Genomic DNA, 14,391 nt, shown 5'->3' with positions numbered 1-14,391 from the left:
GCGCTCACACCTCCCACGCGGGGGACCTTGCCAGATCATGGCACCGTGGTTACGGAAGCGGAAGCAAGCCGTGAGCATTTGTGCACGTACCGCGATCAGGCCGGGCGCATCGGGCTGAGGTCCGCGACACGCCCCGCGCCCCCTCTCGCGGCGACGATGGTGCGTGCCTCGTCGCATTCACGCAGGCGGCCCGTGCAGAGCTCGATCATCCGCCCACGGTACGCCTGCGAGCCAGTGCCCGAGCCGCCTCGGGCAGCGCGTCGGCGACCAGGAGGCGCGGCAGCAGGTCCGGTTCGAGGGTCATGGCACGGAACACGACACCGACGGTCACCTCGTGGTCGGGCCGGTGCACGATCTCGACGGGGTCGTCGGCCCGGATGTCCCCCGACTCGATCACGCGCAGGTAGGCGCCCGGCACCGAGGCCCGGGTGAAACGCGTGATCCAGCCCTCTCGCTGCAGCCACCCCTGGAAGGTCGCGCAGGGGATCCGGGCGCACGACACCTCCAGGACCACGTCCGGCCCGATGCGCCAGCGCTCACCGATCAGGGCGCCGTTGACGTCGAGACCGACGGTCGTGAGGTTCTCCCCGAAGACGCCGTTGGCGAGCCGCCTCCCGAGTTCGGCCTCCCAGCCGTCGAGGTCCTCGCGGGCGTAGGCGTAGACGGCCTGGTCGGGACCGCCGTGGTGCTTCACGTCGTAGACACGGTCGCCGGCGAGACCGACCTCGCCGGTGCCCTTCGGGCCCGGGGCGGCGACCGTGACGGGCCCGTCCACCGGCTGCTTGTCGATGCCCGTGGCGCCGAGGCCCTTCCACGGGTTGGGACGGGGCCTGCCTACGTTGACTGAGAGCAGCTTCATGGCCGCGACTGTACGGACCCCTGCGCGCCGGGGCGACCAATTTCCCTGCCGAGTCTCGGAATCGACCTTCGGCTCCACCTGGCCCTCCGGCGTGCCGGCCGCCGGTGTCCGCCGCCGGGCCGCCCTGCGCCACCGACCGGTGGTCGGGCCCGGCTCCGCACGGCGGCGGAACCGGGACCGACCGGGGTGGGTGCTATCCGAGGGTCCACTACTGGTTGGCGCCGCCCCAGCAGGTCCACAGCTGGACGGCCGTCGCATCGGCCGTCCCCGCCCCCGCGACGTCCAGGCACCGGCGGAGGGCACGCCCGTGACGCTGCCGTCGGCCTTGAAGCGCCACTGCTGGTTGGCGCCGCCGTTGCAGGGCCAGGTCACGACCTTGGTGCCGTCGGCCGTCGCACCGCCGTACGCGTCCAGGCACGGCGTCGTGCCGGCGACGTCGACGGTGAGCCGCCCGTCCCCGGTACGGGTCCAGGTCTGGTTCGCTCCACCGGAGCAGCCGGAGATCCGGGTCTGCAGCCCCGGGGTGGCGGAGGCGTTGGGCACGTCCAGGCACTTGCCCGAGCCGGTGCCGCGCAACGCCCCCGTGGTCGCCGAGGAGTCGGCGTATCCGGCGGCGACGATGTCGGCCTGGACGGCGTTCTCGGTCGCCTCCGACGGGTAGCCGGAGGTCATCACGCCTTCGTAGAACGTGCCTTGGGCGCCCTTGCTGGTCACAGTCAAGCTTTGTCAAGAATGGTCATCGACCCCCAGGGGGCTTGCGTGAAGGGCAGATCCGTCAGGCTCGAACGGCCGACACCCGAGGACTACGAGCTGATGGCGCAGTGGTTCGGTCCCAACTCGGCGGCCTCCACCATGTCCGCCACCGAAGGCTCCGTCGTCTCCGCCGAGGACTTCAGGAGGCTCGACCAGAGCGGGGAACTGCGCCAGTTCGCCGTCCGCGACACGGCCGGCGCCACGGTGGGCGCCGTCCACTACAAGCCGCACGGACCGGTCGGCGGCTACTCGCTGGGCGGGGCCATCGGCGATCCGCAGCTGTGGAGCCGCGGCTACGGCACCGAGGCGTTCGACCTGCTCCTGGACCACCTCTTCCACGGCCGGGGCGCTCACCGCGTGCAGTTCACCACCGCGCTCTACAAAAGAACGTCCTGCGCCTGGTCACCAAGGCGGGATTCGTCGTGGAAGGCATCCTGCGCGAGTACTTCTACCTGGACGGACAGCACCACGACGCGATGATCTGGTCACTGCTGCGCCACGAGTACTACGCCGTCCTGGCGGACCTGCGGCGCACCGATCCGGGCTTCGCGATGCCGGACGCCGTGCCCGAGGCCGACAGGCGGAGGCCCGCCGGATCGTCGCCGAATACCTCACCAGTACGGCCGGCGAGACCTCCGCCCGCCTCCTGCTGGCACGCGTCGCCGGCGAGGCACCGCAACCCGCCGGCTGAACGCCCGCACCCGCACACGGGTTCCGCCGGAGCGGGTCGCGGCAGCCCGCCCCGGCGATACCCGTCCTCGACTGGCAGTGGCCAGGCCCGGGATGGCGCTGAGCACCCAGTCGTCGAGCTCGACACCGGACCTGGTGGGCCGGGTGGTCGACGGACGACTGGACCTCGTGCTGACCGGGGTCTGCGGGCACCAGAAGGTGATGGGCGACGAACGGCTGGAATGGCGGGAGATCGCCGTCGACCCGGTCTTCGCCGTGCTCTCCGAGGATCATCCGCTGGCGCGGGAGACCGAGCTGATGCTCAGTCAACTATAGGCCGAAAGCTGGGTGTTCCCTCCGGGAGGAGACTGTTTCACGGAGTGCTTCGCGGCCGCCTGCGTGCGGGCGGGCTTCCTGCCCCTGCCGGTCTACGAGGCCGACCCGGCCTCGTGCCTCCACCTCGTCCGGGCGGGCCGGGCCACCTCCCTGTGCCGGGCGACGTTCCCGCCGACCAGCGGGATCGTGACGGTCCCCCTGGCTCCCCCGGAGCTGAGTTGGCGCCATGTGATCGGCTGGGCGCCGCACTCGCTGGCGTGGGGACTCGCGGACGAGGTGGTCGGCCACGCGAAGGCGGTGCACGCCGACGCCGCGGCACTGAATCCGGCATACGCCACCTGGCTGCGACGGAGGACCCGTTCAGCGCCGTGACGTGAGGCGCCCCGTCTTCACCGGCTCGTCGAACAGGTCCATAGCGTCGACGCAGGGGAGCTTGGGCATGCCCCGGACGCATGTCTCCTGCGGCTGCGGTCCCGGCAACCCCCACTCCGAGGTGACCCCCATGCTCCGATTCCGCGTGGCCGCCGCCGCGTGCCCCCTGACAGCCGTCGCCCTTCCGGCCACCGTCGCCCCCGCCGGCGCCCAGACGGACGGCACGCCACCGTCGTCCGGCACAGCCTCGCCACCCTCGACCGCGCGAAGGGCGCACTCGACCGCGCCGCGGGGCGCACCGCTCCCGAGGCCTCGCCGTTCTGGTACGTCGACGTCGCCGCCAACACCCTCGTGGTCCAGTCCACCGATGCCGATCGCGTCGAGGCTTCCTCCAGGAGGCGGGCGTCGACCGCGCCCTCGTGCGGATGGATCCGGCATCGGACTCCCCCGAGCCGCTGGCGGACCTGCGCGGCGGCGACGCCTACTTCATCGACAACGCACCCGCTGCTCGATCGGCTTCCCGGTCACCTCGAACGGCCAGCCCGGGTTCGTCAGCGCCGGCCACTGCGGCCGGCCGGGGGCCGGTGTCACCCGCACGTCCGACGGAACCACCTACTTCCAGCCCGTCAAGCCGATCCTCGATGCCAACGGCCTGACCCTGGCCACGGGCCGCCCCCCTCCGAAACGGTGCCCGTCTCCCGTCCGCAGACGGGGGCGGACACCGTTTCGATGCCTGGACGACATCCAACGTTCACTCAACCTTCACTACCCGTCCTCCCCGGCAACTCTCCCGCCAGTGGTGGACGTTCACGCGGACCGATCGGCGGAGAACCGGGATCCAACGGTGATCCGAAGCCCCTTGACGCCGCCGTTGTTAGCGTTAACACTTCATGTCACGCCAGGCCGGAGCCGTGCGGACCCACTCCCTCGGTACGAGGACCGCTCCCGGCCGGCCCCGCTCGACCGCTCCCGGTCCCCCGGCTACCGGGGCGGCACCGTGCCGGTCGCGGAACATCACTGGAGGAACTGTGCGCAAGCTTTCAGCGGGCCTCGTCGCCGCGGGTCTCGCCCTCTCCCTGGCAGCCTGCGGCCAGAGCGCCAACGGCGCCGGCGACGGCGCGGGCAAGGGCGACGCCAAGGGCGGTCTCGTCGGCATCGCCATGCCGACCAAGTCGTCGGAACGCTGGATCAACGACGGCAACAACATGGTCAAGGAGTTCCAGGCCAAGGGTTACAAGACCGATCTGCAGTACGGCGACAACGTGGTGGAGAACCAGGTGTCGCAGGTGGAGAACATGATCACCAAGGGCGCCAAGCTGCTGGTGGTCGCCGCCATCGACGGCTCGTCGCTCACCAACGTGCTGCAGAAGGCCGCCGACGCGCACATCCCGGTCATCTCCTACGACCGGCTGATCCGCGGCACGAAGAACGTCGACTACTACGCGACCTTCGACAACTTCAAGGTCGGCGTCCTCCAGGGCGGCTACATCGTCGACAAGCTCGGACTCAAGGACGGAAAGGGCCCGTTCAACATCGAGCTCTTCGCCGGCTCGCCGGACGACAACAACGCCACCTTCTTCTTCAACGGCGCGATGAGCGTCCTCAAGCCGTACATCGACCAGAAGAAGCTGGTCGTGCAGAGCGGCCAGACCGACTTCAACCAGGTCGCCACGCTGCGCTGGGACGGCGGGCTCGCCCAGTCGAGGATGGACAACCTCCTGAGCAAGGCCTACACCTCGGCCCACCTCGACGCCGTGCTCTCGCCGTACGACGGCATCTCGATCGGCATCCTCTCCTCGCTCAAGGGCGTCGGCTACGGCACCGCCAAGTCCCTGCCGGTCGTCACGGGCCAGGACGCCGAGCTGGCCTCGGTGAAGTCGATCATCGCGGGCGAGCAGACCCAGACCGTCTACAAGGACACCCGCCAACTGGCCAAGGCGGCCGTCCAGATGGGCGACGCGGTGCTGACCGGCGGGAAGCCCGAGGTCAACGACACCAGCCAGTACGACAACGGTGCCAAGACCGTCCCGGCCCAGCTGCTCCAGCCGGTCAGCGTCGACAAGGACAACTACCAGCAGGTCCTGGTGGACAGCGGCCAGTACACCGCCGACCAGCTGAAGTAGCCCACCGGGCCCGCCGGGCGGGCCCGGTCCCGACCGGCGGTGCGGGGGCCGAACAGCCCGCGGCCACCGCACCGCCCCCGAACGATACGGAAGCACAACCATGGCTGGACCCGTTCTCGAAATGCGGTCGATCAGCAAGTCGTTCCCCGGCGTCAAAGCGCTGTCCGAAGTCAACCTGACCGTTGCCGCGGGCGAGGTGCACGCCATCTGCGGCGAGAACGGCGCCGGCAAGTCCACCTTGATGAAGGTGCTCAGCGGTGTCTACCCGCACGGCGGGTACGAGGGCGAGATCCTCTTCGAGGGCGAGCCCTGCCGGTTCAAGGACATCCGGGCCAGCGAGCAGCGCGGCATCGTCATCATCCACCAGGAACTGGCCCTGGTGCCGTACCTGTCCATCGCCGAGAACGTCTTCCTGGGCAACGAGCACGCCACCCGGGGCATCATCAGCTGGCACCGGACGCTCACCCACGCCGCCGCACTGCTCCGGCAGGTCGGCCTGGACGAGAACCCGCACACCAGGGTCGCCGACCTCGGGGTGGGCAAGCAGCAGTTGGTCGAGATCGCCAAGGCCCTGGCCAAGGAGGTCAAGCTGCTCATCCTGGACGAGCCGACCGCCGCGCTGAACGACGAGGACAGCCGCAAGCTGCTCGACCTGATCCTCGAGCTCAAGGCGCAGGGGATCTCCTGCATCATCATCTCGCACAAGCTCAACGAGATCGCCCGCGTCGCCGACGCCGTCACCATCCTGCGCGACGGGCGGACCATCGAGACCATCGCGATCGGCTCCGAGGGCATATCCGAGGACCGGATCATCCGCGGCATGGTCGGCCGCGACCTGGAACACCGCTACCCCGAACGAAAGCCCGAGTCGGAGGGCGGGGCCGCCATCGGCGAGGTCGTCTTCGAGGTCGAGGACTGGAGCGTCCGCCACCCCATCGACCAGCAGCGCATGGTGGTGGACGGCGCCTCGCTGACCGTGCGGCGCGGTGAGATCGTCGGCATCGCCGGCCTGATGGGCGCCGGCCGCACCGAGCTGGCGATGAGCGTCTTCGGCCGCTCGTACGGACGGTGGGCCGCCGGCCGGGTGCGGCTGCACGGCCGGGAGATCCGCACCCGGACGGTGCCCGAGGCGATCGCGCACGGCATCGCGTACGTCACCGAGGACCGCAAGCAGCTAGGCCTCAACCTCATCGACGACATCAGCCGGAACATCTCCCTGAGCGCGCTCGGCAAGGTCTCCCGCAACGGCCGGGTCGACCGGCACGAGGAGGCCAGGGTCGCCGAGTCCTTCCGGCGCACCATGAACATCAAGGCCCCGACGGTGTTCACCCGGACCGGCACGCTCAGCGGCGGCAACCAGCAGAAGGTCGTCCTCAGCAAGTGGATCTTCGCCGAGCCGGAGGTGCTGATCCTCGACGAGCCCACCCGGGGCATCGACATCGGCGCCAAGGCGGAGATCTACACCGTCATCGCCGATTTGGCCGCCCAGGGCAAGACCGTGCTCGTCATCTCGTCCGAACTCCCCGAACTCCTGGGCCTGTGCGACCGGATCTACACCATGGCCGAAGGCCGGATCACCGGCGAGGTGGCCCGTGCCGACGCCACCCAGGAATCACTCATGCGGCTCATGACCATGAGCGCCGCATCCAGCAACGAGCAGGTGTGAGGCATGGCCCCGACCGAGATCATCCCGGATTCGTCCCCGAAGTCAGCGCAGGCCGGCCCCGGCCCCTCGCTCGGCGGCGTGCTCGCCCGCGCGCTGCGCGGCAACGTGCGCCAGTACGGCATGCTGGTCGCCCTCGCGCTGATCGTGCTGCTGTTCCAGATCTGGACGGACGGCATCCTGCTCCAGCCGCTCAACATCACCAACCTGATCCAGCAGAACGGCTACATCCTCATCCTGGCGATCGGGATGATGATCGTCATCATCGCCGGCCACATCGACCTCTCGGTCGGCTCGCTGGCCGCCTTCGTCGGCGCCGCCGCCGCGGTGATGATGGTCAAACACCACGTGCCGTGGCCCGTCGCCCTGGTGGCCGCGCTGGTGGTCGGCGCGCTCGCCGGCGCCTGGCAGGGCTTCTGGATCGCCTACCTGGGCATCCCGTCGTTCATCGTCACCCTGGCCGGGATGCTGCTGTTCCGCGGCGGCACCCAGATCCTGCTGCAGGGTCAGTCGGTCGCGCCGTTCCCCAAGGGTTTCCAGAGCATCAGCAGCGGCTTCCTCCCCGAGGTGGGGCCGCACACCAACTACCACAACCTCACCCTGCTGCTGGGCCTCGCAGTACTGGCGATCGCCATCCTCCAGGAGGTGCGCGGCCGACGGCAGACGGCGTCGTACGGGCTCGAGGTCCTCCCGACCGGTCTGTTCCTCGTCAAGCTCGCCGCGATCACGGCGGCCGTGGTGGTCTTCAGCCTGCTGCTCGCCAGCTATCACGGCGTACCGATCGTCCTGCTGATCCTCGGCGCCCTGCTGGTCGGTTTCGGCTACCTGATGCGCAACTCGATCATCGGACGGCACACCTACGCGATCGGCGGCAACGAGGCCGCGGCCAAGCTGTCCGGGGTGAAGAGCAAGCGGGTCGTCTTCCTCGCCTTCACCAACATGGGCGTCCTCGCGGCCCTGGCCGGACTGGTCTTCGCGGCGCGCCTCAACGCCGGCACCCCACAGGCGGGCATCAACTTCGAGCTCGAGGCCATCGCCGCCGCCTTCATCGGCGGCGCCTCCGCCAGCGGCGGCGTGGGCACCGTCCTCGGTGCCATCATCGGCGGCCTGGTGCTGGGCGTGCTCAACAACGGCATGTCGCTGGTCGGCATCGGCACCGACTACCAGCAAGTGATCAAGGGACTCGTCCTGCTCGCGGCCGTCGGGTTCGACGTCTACAACAAGCGCAAGGCCGGTTCCTGACCCCCTGAGCGCGGGCGGGGAGCAAACACCGTGGATGAGGGCACGGCGTCTGCTCCCCGCCCGTTTTTCGTCCCTCTGCCCGTCCCCGCGTGCACACTTCTCCGTGTAGCCGTCACACCCTGGACGTCCGGGGCGAGCAGGTGTTCGCCCTCGCGCCGCTCCCGGAGGACGAAGCGGTCGAGCTCCTGCGGGACCGCGCCACCGCCGTCCGAGCGGACTTCCCTTCCGACGATGTCGGCCGCCCCGAGCCCCCCGGCTGTACGCGGACGGACGAGCTGCGCCGACGGCACCGGGAGGGGGTGCCTCTCGGGCGAGAGGCACCCCTCGGCGGGCGGTTCCGGGTTCAGTGGGCCAGCAGCACCAGTACGAGCACGACCAGCGCGGGTACGGTCTGCACGAAGAGGATCTTCCTCGATGAGGTCAGGGCGCCGAACAGCCCCGCGACGGCGACGCAGGACGCGAAGAACACCCGCACCTGGAATCCGACCGGGTCGGAGGCGAAGGCACCCCAGAGCAGGCCGGCCGCCAGGAAACCGTTGTACAGGCCCTGGTTGGCGGCCATCGCCTTGGTCGAGACCGCGAACTCGGCCGACGTGCCGAAGGCGCCCCTGGCCCGGGGCGTGGTCCACAGGAACATCTCCAGGACCAGGATGTAGACGTGCAGGAGGGCGAGCGCGACGACCGCGATCGCGGCGACTGTGGACATGCCGGGCATATTACGCTCCGGGATCCCCTGGCGTTCACCACTCCGAGCGGCGGGGACCCATGGATCCCGCAGGTGGATCCCGCACGCTCGGGCCCGGCCCCGCCCTCCGCCGTTCCCGTGCTCAGGGATCCGGTTCTCGGCGGACGGCAACCTTCCGCGGGCCGGCGGCAACTGACGGGCGACACCGAGGGCGGAAACACCCGACGGGTCGTCCGGATCCCACCGCCGACCGCTGCTGCGCGGCCGAAGCAAGGAGCAGCCCATGAACGAGACGAATCCCACCGCGGACGGCCGCGGGCGGCACAACCGCACGGCCGCCGGTGGCGTGCGGCGCCCCCGCGGGCGCCACCGGCGGCGCTGGACCATGCTGGGCCTGGCCCTGGGCGTGCCCGGCGTGCTCGGCCCGTACCTCCTGTTCGTGCAGGCCGACTCCAACGCGGCGGCGGTGGATCCCGACGCGTACTACACCCTGGTGTCCGTCCGCAGCGACAAGGTCCTGGACGTGCCCGGAGCGGACGCGGCCGACGGCGCGTGGGCCCGGCAGATGAACCGCACCGCCGGGGCCGCGAGCCAGCAGTGGCGCCTGCGGCTCGCGGGTGACGGCTACTACGAACTGGAGAACCGCGGCACCCACAAGGTCCTCGGAGTTCGCGGTGATGCCTCCCGGTCCACCGCCGCCGTCGAGCAGCAGACCGACCACGCCTCCGCCGCCCAGCAGTGGCGGATGCAGGACGTCGGCGACGGAGCGGTGAAGTTCGTCTCCCGCGCCAGCGGCATGGTGCTGGACGTCTGCGGCGGCGGCAAGGAGGAGGGCGTACCGCTCATCCAGTACGGCGACATCGGCAGCACCAACCAACGGTGGCGGCTGGTGAAGGCGTCCGGCTCGGACGGGTACACGTGGCACAACGCCCAGATCGTCGGCGGCGGGTTCGTCACCGGGATCGTCTTCAACCCCACCCGCAAGGACCTGCTCTACGCCCGGACCGACATCGGCGGCGCCTACCGCTGGGACACCACCGCCGGGCAGTGGACCCCGCTGACCGACTGGATCGGCGGCGCCGACTGGAACCTGCTCGGGATCGAGAGCCTCGCCACCGACCCGGTCGACCCGAACCGGCTCTACCTGGCGAGCGGCACCTACACCAACGAGTGGGCGGGCAACGGCGCGATCCTGCGCTCCACCGACCAGGGACGGACGTTCCAGCGCACCGACCTGCCCTTCAAGCTCGGAGGCAACGAGGACGGCCGGTCCATGGGCGAGCGGCTGGTGGTCGACCCGTCCGACAACCGCACGCTCTACCTGGGCACCCGCAAGAACGGCCTCTGGCGCAGCACCGACTACGGTGTGACGTGGAGTCAGGTCGGCGGCTTCCCCGTCAAGGACGGCGCGAGCAGCGGGGTCGGCCTGTCCTTCGTGACCTTCGGCCCCTCCGGCAGCAGGACGATCTACGTCGGGGTGGCCGACAAGTCGACCTCGCTGTACCGCTCCACCGACGGCGGCGCCACCTGGCAGGCCGTCCCGGGCCAGCCGACCGGGCAGCTGCCGCAGCACGGTGTGCTGTCCGGCGACGGCTCGCTGTACCTGACCTACACCAATGCGCCCGGCCCGAACGGGGTGACGGCCGGCTCGGTGTGGAAGTACACGCCGTCCGCCGGTGCCTGGAAGAACGTTTCGCCGTCCACCGGGAGTTACGGCTTCGCGGGCCTGGCGGTGGACCCTCGGCACCCGGCCACGGTGATGGTCACCACGCTCGACCGCTGGTGGCCCTCCGACGAGCTGTACCGCTCGACCGACGGCGGCGCCACGTGGCAGGCGCTCGGTGCGGGCTCGCAGCGGGACGACTCCGCGGCACCCTACGTCGGCAACGGCATCGGGCACTGGATGGGCACGCTGGCCATCGACCCCTTCGACTCCGGGCACGTGCTGTACGGCACCGGCTCGGGCATGTGGGGCAGCACCGACGTGACGGCGGCGGACAGCGGGCGTCCCACGCACTGGACCGTCCCGGCCAAGGGTCTGGAGGAGACGGCGACTCTCGGACTGATCAAGCCCCCCGGTCTGCCGCTCATCAGCGCGCTCGGCGACGTCGGCGGGTTCCGCCACGAGGACCTGACCAAGGTGGCCCCCAAGGCGCTGAGCGGGCCGCTGTTCACCAACACCACCGGCATCGACTTCGCCCAGGGCAAACCCGGGTTCATGGTTCGGGTCGGCCTCGGCGGCGCGCAGCACGGCGCCTACTCGACCGACGGCGGAGCGAACTGGGCTCCGTTCGCGGCGGCGCCGGTGGGTGGCGCGGGCGGCGGATCGGCGGCCGTCTCGGCGGACGCCGGCACCGTGGTCTGGACTCCGGCCGGCCAGGCGCCGTTCCTCTCGACCGACCGCGGCGGCTCCTGGGCGGCGGTCTCCGGCCTGCCCAAGGACGCGGCCGTGGTGGCCGACCGCTCGGCGGCGAACACCTTCTACGCACTCAGCGGCGGCACCCTGTACGCGTCCACCGACGGCGGGCGGCACTTCGCCGCCCGGGCCACCGGGCTGGGCGGCGGGCAGCTCAAGGCGGCCCCCGGGGTCGCCGGTGACCTGTGGATCGCCGGCGGCAACGGGCTGCGGCACTCCACCGACGGCGGCGCGAGCTTCCGCGGACTCGACGGCGTGGAGCAGGCGAGCGCCGTCGGTTTCGGCAAGGCCGCGCCCGGCGCCGACTACCAGGCCGTCTACCTGAGCGGGAAGGTGAAGGGCGTCACCGGCCTGTTCCGCTCCACCGACCGCGGCTCGACCTGGGTCCGGATCAACGACGACCGGCACCAGTTCGGCGGGAGCATCATCAACGTTGTCTCCGGCGACCCGGACGTCTTCGGCCGGGTCTACCTCGGTGGTTACGGCCGCGGTGTGGTCTACGGCGACCCGTCCTGACCGACCTCGTCCCGGCCCCGCGTGCGTGCGCGGGGCCGGGGGACGAGGGCGTGGCCCGGCCGCTCAGCTTCCCGGGTTCACCGTCGGGAACAGCTGGGCGAAGGTGTCGAAGGCGGTGGCGATGTCCGCCTCGGCCCAGAACCGGTGGTAGGTGAAGACCGGCGCGGCACCGCCGTCGAGGTAGGCCTGCACCTTGGACCACTGCGGGTCCTTGGTGTACCAGGGCCGGATGGACAGGAAGGTGTTGCTCGCGGAACCGATCCGGGTGCCGTCCGGGTAGGTGCCGCTCCAGCCGGGCGGGACGTACAGGCCCTGATGGGTGGTCGGCGAGTACGCCTGGGTGAAGCGGCTGTAGTCGGTACGGGTCTCGGCCGCCGAGTAGCCCAGGCTGTCGGTGTACTTGGCGTGCAGGGTGTCGAGGATGTTCTGCGCGAACTTCCGGGCATCGCCGCTACCGGACTTGGCCGCGTAGTACGCGAGGGTCTTGGCGAGCGATCCGGCCACGCCGACGTCGGTGGCGGTGCCGCTCGCGGTGACGTGCAGACCGGTGTTGGTCCCGGGGCTGGTGGCGCTCCAGGTGTCGGGCGCGCCGGTCCAGGAGAGTGTGTCGGGCGTGGTCAGGGTGCCGGTGGACGGGTCCGCCCGGGAGACGGACATCGCCCACGGGACCCACTTGTCGAGGATGGCCTTCGCCCGTGTGTCGCCGGTGGTGTAGTAGTACTCGGCGAACCGCTCCATCGACCAGGTCTGGAACCCGAACCACTGGTTGGACGCCGGGTCGTGGTACTCGGGCTGCCAGTCGTAGTACAGGCCGTAGAAGGTCGGGTCGCCCGCCGGCGGTGCCGCGTCGTCGCCGTAGTTCCCGCCCCAGCTGTTGGTGGCGCCGCCGGCGATGCCGCCCTCGGTGGACTGCAGCCACTGGAAGAACTGGAGCTGCTTGTCCAGGCTGCCCGCCCAGTCGGTGGCGCCGCTCGGCGAGAGCGGCTTCAGGCCGGGGTCGTTGGCGAGCACCCAGGCGGCCATCGGGTTCTGGTAGCCCTGGTGGGCGGTGGAGCCGGAGATCCGCCACGACCAGCTGCCGTCGGCCGCCCCGCCCCAGGCGAAGTACCAGGTGAGCAGGCCGAGTTGCTCGTTCGCCTTGGAGGATCCGCCCGGGCAGCCGGTGGAGCCGAGGCAGTTGCCCGCCTGCTTGAAGTACTTGTCGTAGAGCGAGTAGCGCAGGTAGTCCCCGAGCTTGGCGGCCTTGGCCAGGGTCGCGGTGATGGCCGCGCTCTTCCCCTGCGACGTGGCGAACTGCTCCGCCCAGTAGGCGGCCTGGACCAGCCGGGCGTCGGCGTCGGGCGCGTCGGTGTACTTGTACTGCTTGCTGAACGAGCCGCCGCCGTCGTTGTACAGACCGAGGAAGCCGGAGCCGCTGTTGCCGTACTTGAACAGGTCGCAGTCGGGCTGCGGCACGGTCTCCCAGACCGACTCCTCCGGGCCGCGCTGGAAGGTGTTGATCAGGCTGGGCTTGCTGGTTCCGTCCTCGCACTGCCCGAAGCCGTACGTGTCGTCGGCGTCCAGCAGCCAGGCCGGGGCGTACACGTCCGGGCTGCCGTAGGAGCCGCTCAGCTCGGTGGAGAGCGGGTCGGTGCCGACCGGGACGCCGGCGTTCAGCTTGGCCGGGTACTGGTCCGGCTGGGCCTTCTCCGGGCCGTACTCGGCGGGTTTGGCCGGGTTGTACGTGCTCTGGCCGGGTTGCTGGGCGTGACTGGGGATCAGGTTCGTCTCCAGGCTGCTCCAGGCGTTGTTGAAGGCCGTCCAGTCGCCGGTGACCCGCCCGTAGTCGGCCTCCAGCCACAGCCAGTAGCTGTAGGTCTCGGAGGTGGTCTCGTGGCCGTAGTCGGGGGCCTCGACGATCAGTGTCTCCACCGCGTGGTACGGGATGCCCTGCGGGCTGAAGTACCCGTTCGCCGGATTCTTGATCTTGCTGTAGAGGTCCAGGAAGTACCGGTCGTAGCCCGACGTCCTGGCCGCCTCGGTCACCGTGACGGCGCCCGGGCCGAAGCCGGCCGCCGAGGCCGTGAAGGTGGCGGTGCCGCCGACCTGACCGCTGTCGGTGCCGGCCGCGACGGTGACGGTCCGCGGGACGTTCCAGTCCGCGGGGGTGAAGGTGAGGGTGGCACCGGAGGTCACGCTCAGGTCCGTGTCGCTGCCCGAACGGGCCACCGACACCGCGGTGTCGGCCGTCGGCGCCTGGGAGAGGGCGACGGTGAAGGTGCCGCTGCTCCCCTGCTGGACGGCGAGCGAGGCCGGACTGACCAGGACGCTCGGCCCCGCCACCTTGATCGCGACCGGGCTGGAGGTCGTGGTGGCGCCGCCGTCGTCGGTGGCCACGGCGGTGACCGAGTAGTCGCCCGCCGCCACGTTCGCCCACGGGACGGTGTACGGCGCGGTGCTGCTGGTCCCGATCAGGGTGTTGGTGCCGGCCGACGTCGAGGCGTAGAAGTCGACCTTGGAGACGGCGCCGTCGGCGTCCGCCGCGTCGGCGGACACCGTCACCGTGGAGCCCGGCGTGAAGGTCTGCCCGGCCGCCGGGGAGGTGAGCGAGACGGTCGGCGGCCGGTTGGCACCGCGGCAGGGTGTGCCGTTGACGGTGAAGGTGGTGGGGGCGGTGTTGGTGGCGGTGTAGGAGAAGTTGGCGCTGGTGGTGTAGGAGGCGCCGGGGTTGATGGTGGGGGCGTAGCCGGGGTTGGTGACGGTGACGGTCCGTCCGGT

Annotated in this window: 10 protein-coding genes and 2 pseudogenes; 8 read left to right on the top strand and 4 right to left on the bottom strand. The window is 70.7% G+C overall.

The genetic code is table 11. From position 1 onward, the window contains the following. Positions 1-205 precede the first annotated feature (205 nt). Together PUR71_RS37970 and PUR71_RS37965 are read right to left on the bottom strand one after the other, a co-directional pair. Complete coding sequence (locus PUR71_RS37970; protein WP_329931866.1) at positions 206-859, bottom strand: MOSC domain-containing protein; 654 nt, start codon at positions 857-859, stop codon at positions 206-208. 360 nt (positions 860-1,219) lie between these two features. Beyond that, a pseudogene (locus PUR71_RS37965) lies at positions 1,220-1,573 on the bottom strand (RICIN domain-containing protein); the annotation flags it as partial. 45 nt (positions 1,574-1,618) lie between these two features. On the opposite strand from PUR71_RS37965, the gene PUR71_RS37960 reads away from it, so the two are divergent. From PUR71_RS37960 to mmsB, 7 genes and pseudogenes are all read left to right on the top strand, one after another. Further along, a complete protein-coding gene (locus tag PUR71_RS37960; RefSeq protein WP_329931837.1) occupies positions 1,619-2,092 on the top strand; it encodes a GNAT family N-acetyltransferase in 474 nt (157 codons plus the stop codon). 288 nt (positions 2,093-2,380) lie between these two features. Further along, positions 2,381-2,617: a LysR substrate-binding domain-containing protein gene (locus tag PUR71_RS37955; protein ID WP_329931836.1), complete on the top strand. Its 237-nt coding sequence runs from the start codon at positions 2,381-2,383 to the stop codon at positions 2,615-2,617. Positions 2,618-2,680: 63 nt separating this feature from the next. Continuing rightward, positions 2,681-2,989 (top strand): hypothetical protein, encoded by a 309-nt coding sequence (locus PUR71_RS37950; protein ID WP_329931835.1) that lies wholly within the window; start codon positions 2,681-2,683, stop codon positions 2,987-2,989. Positions 2,990-3,148: 159 nt separating this feature from the next. Then, a pseudogene (locus PUR71_RS41420) lies at positions 3,149-3,367 on the top strand (S1 family peptidase); the annotation flags it as partial. A gap of 650 nt (positions 3,368-4,017) precedes the next feature. Next, the gene (gene chvE / locus PUR71_RS37945) at positions 4,018-5,112 is read left to right on the top strand and encodes a multiple monosaccharide ABC transporter substrate-binding protein (RefSeq protein WP_329931834.1); all 1,095 of its coding nucleotides are present in this window, start codon (positions 4,018-4,020) and stop codon (positions 5,110-5,112) included. Positions 5,113-5,212: 100 nt separating this feature from the next. Then, positions 5,213-6,778, top strand: a complete 1,566-nt coding sequence (mmsA, locus tag PUR71_RS37940) for a multiple monosaccharide ABC transporter ATP-binding protein (RefSeq protein WP_329931833.1) — start codon at positions 5,213-5,215, stop codon at positions 6,776-6,778. 3 nt (positions 6,779-6,781) lie between these two features. After that, complete coding sequence (mmsB, locus tag PUR71_RS37935) at positions 6,782-8,017, top strand: multiple monosaccharide ABC transporter permease (RefSeq protein WP_329931832.1); 1,236 nt, start codon at positions 6,782-6,784, stop codon at positions 8,015-8,017. A gap of 343 nt (positions 8,018-8,360) precedes the next feature. On the opposite strand, the gene PUR71_RS37930 is transcribed toward mmsB, so the two are convergent. Further along, positions 8,361-8,723 carry a DUF1304 domain-containing protein gene (locus PUR71_RS37930; RefSeq protein ID WP_329931831.1) on the bottom strand — a complete coding sequence of 121 codons (363 nt, stop codon included), beginning with the start codon at positions 8,721-8,723 and terminating at the stop codon, positions 8,361-8,363. A gap of 364 nt (positions 8,724-9,087) precedes the next feature. Between PUR71_RS37930 and PUR71_RS37925 the strand changes: the two genes are divergently transcribed. Continuing rightward, positions 9,088-11,634 carry an RICIN domain-containing protein gene (locus PUR71_RS37925; RefSeq protein WP_443077718.1) on the top strand — a complete coding sequence of 849 codons (2,547 nt, stop codon included), beginning with the start codon at positions 9,088-9,090 and terminating at the stop codon, positions 11,632-11,634. A 63-nt stretch (positions 11,635-11,697) separates the two neighbouring features. On the opposite strand, the gene PUR71_RS37920 is transcribed toward PUR71_RS37925, so the two are convergent. Beyond that, positions 11,698-14,391: glycoside hydrolase family 48 protein (locus PUR71_RS37920; protein WP_329931829.1), on the bottom strand; the 2,694-nt coding region annotated here is incomplete at its 5' end.

Origin of the sequence: Streptomyces sp. SP17BM10, assembly GCF_036322405.1 — a bacterium.
GTDB lineage: Bacteria > Actinomycetota > Actinomycetes > Streptomycetales > Streptomycetaceae > Kitasatospora.
The sequence above is the reverse complement of the archived record's forward strand: the minus strand, read 5'-3'. Positions and strand labels throughout refer to the sequence as shown.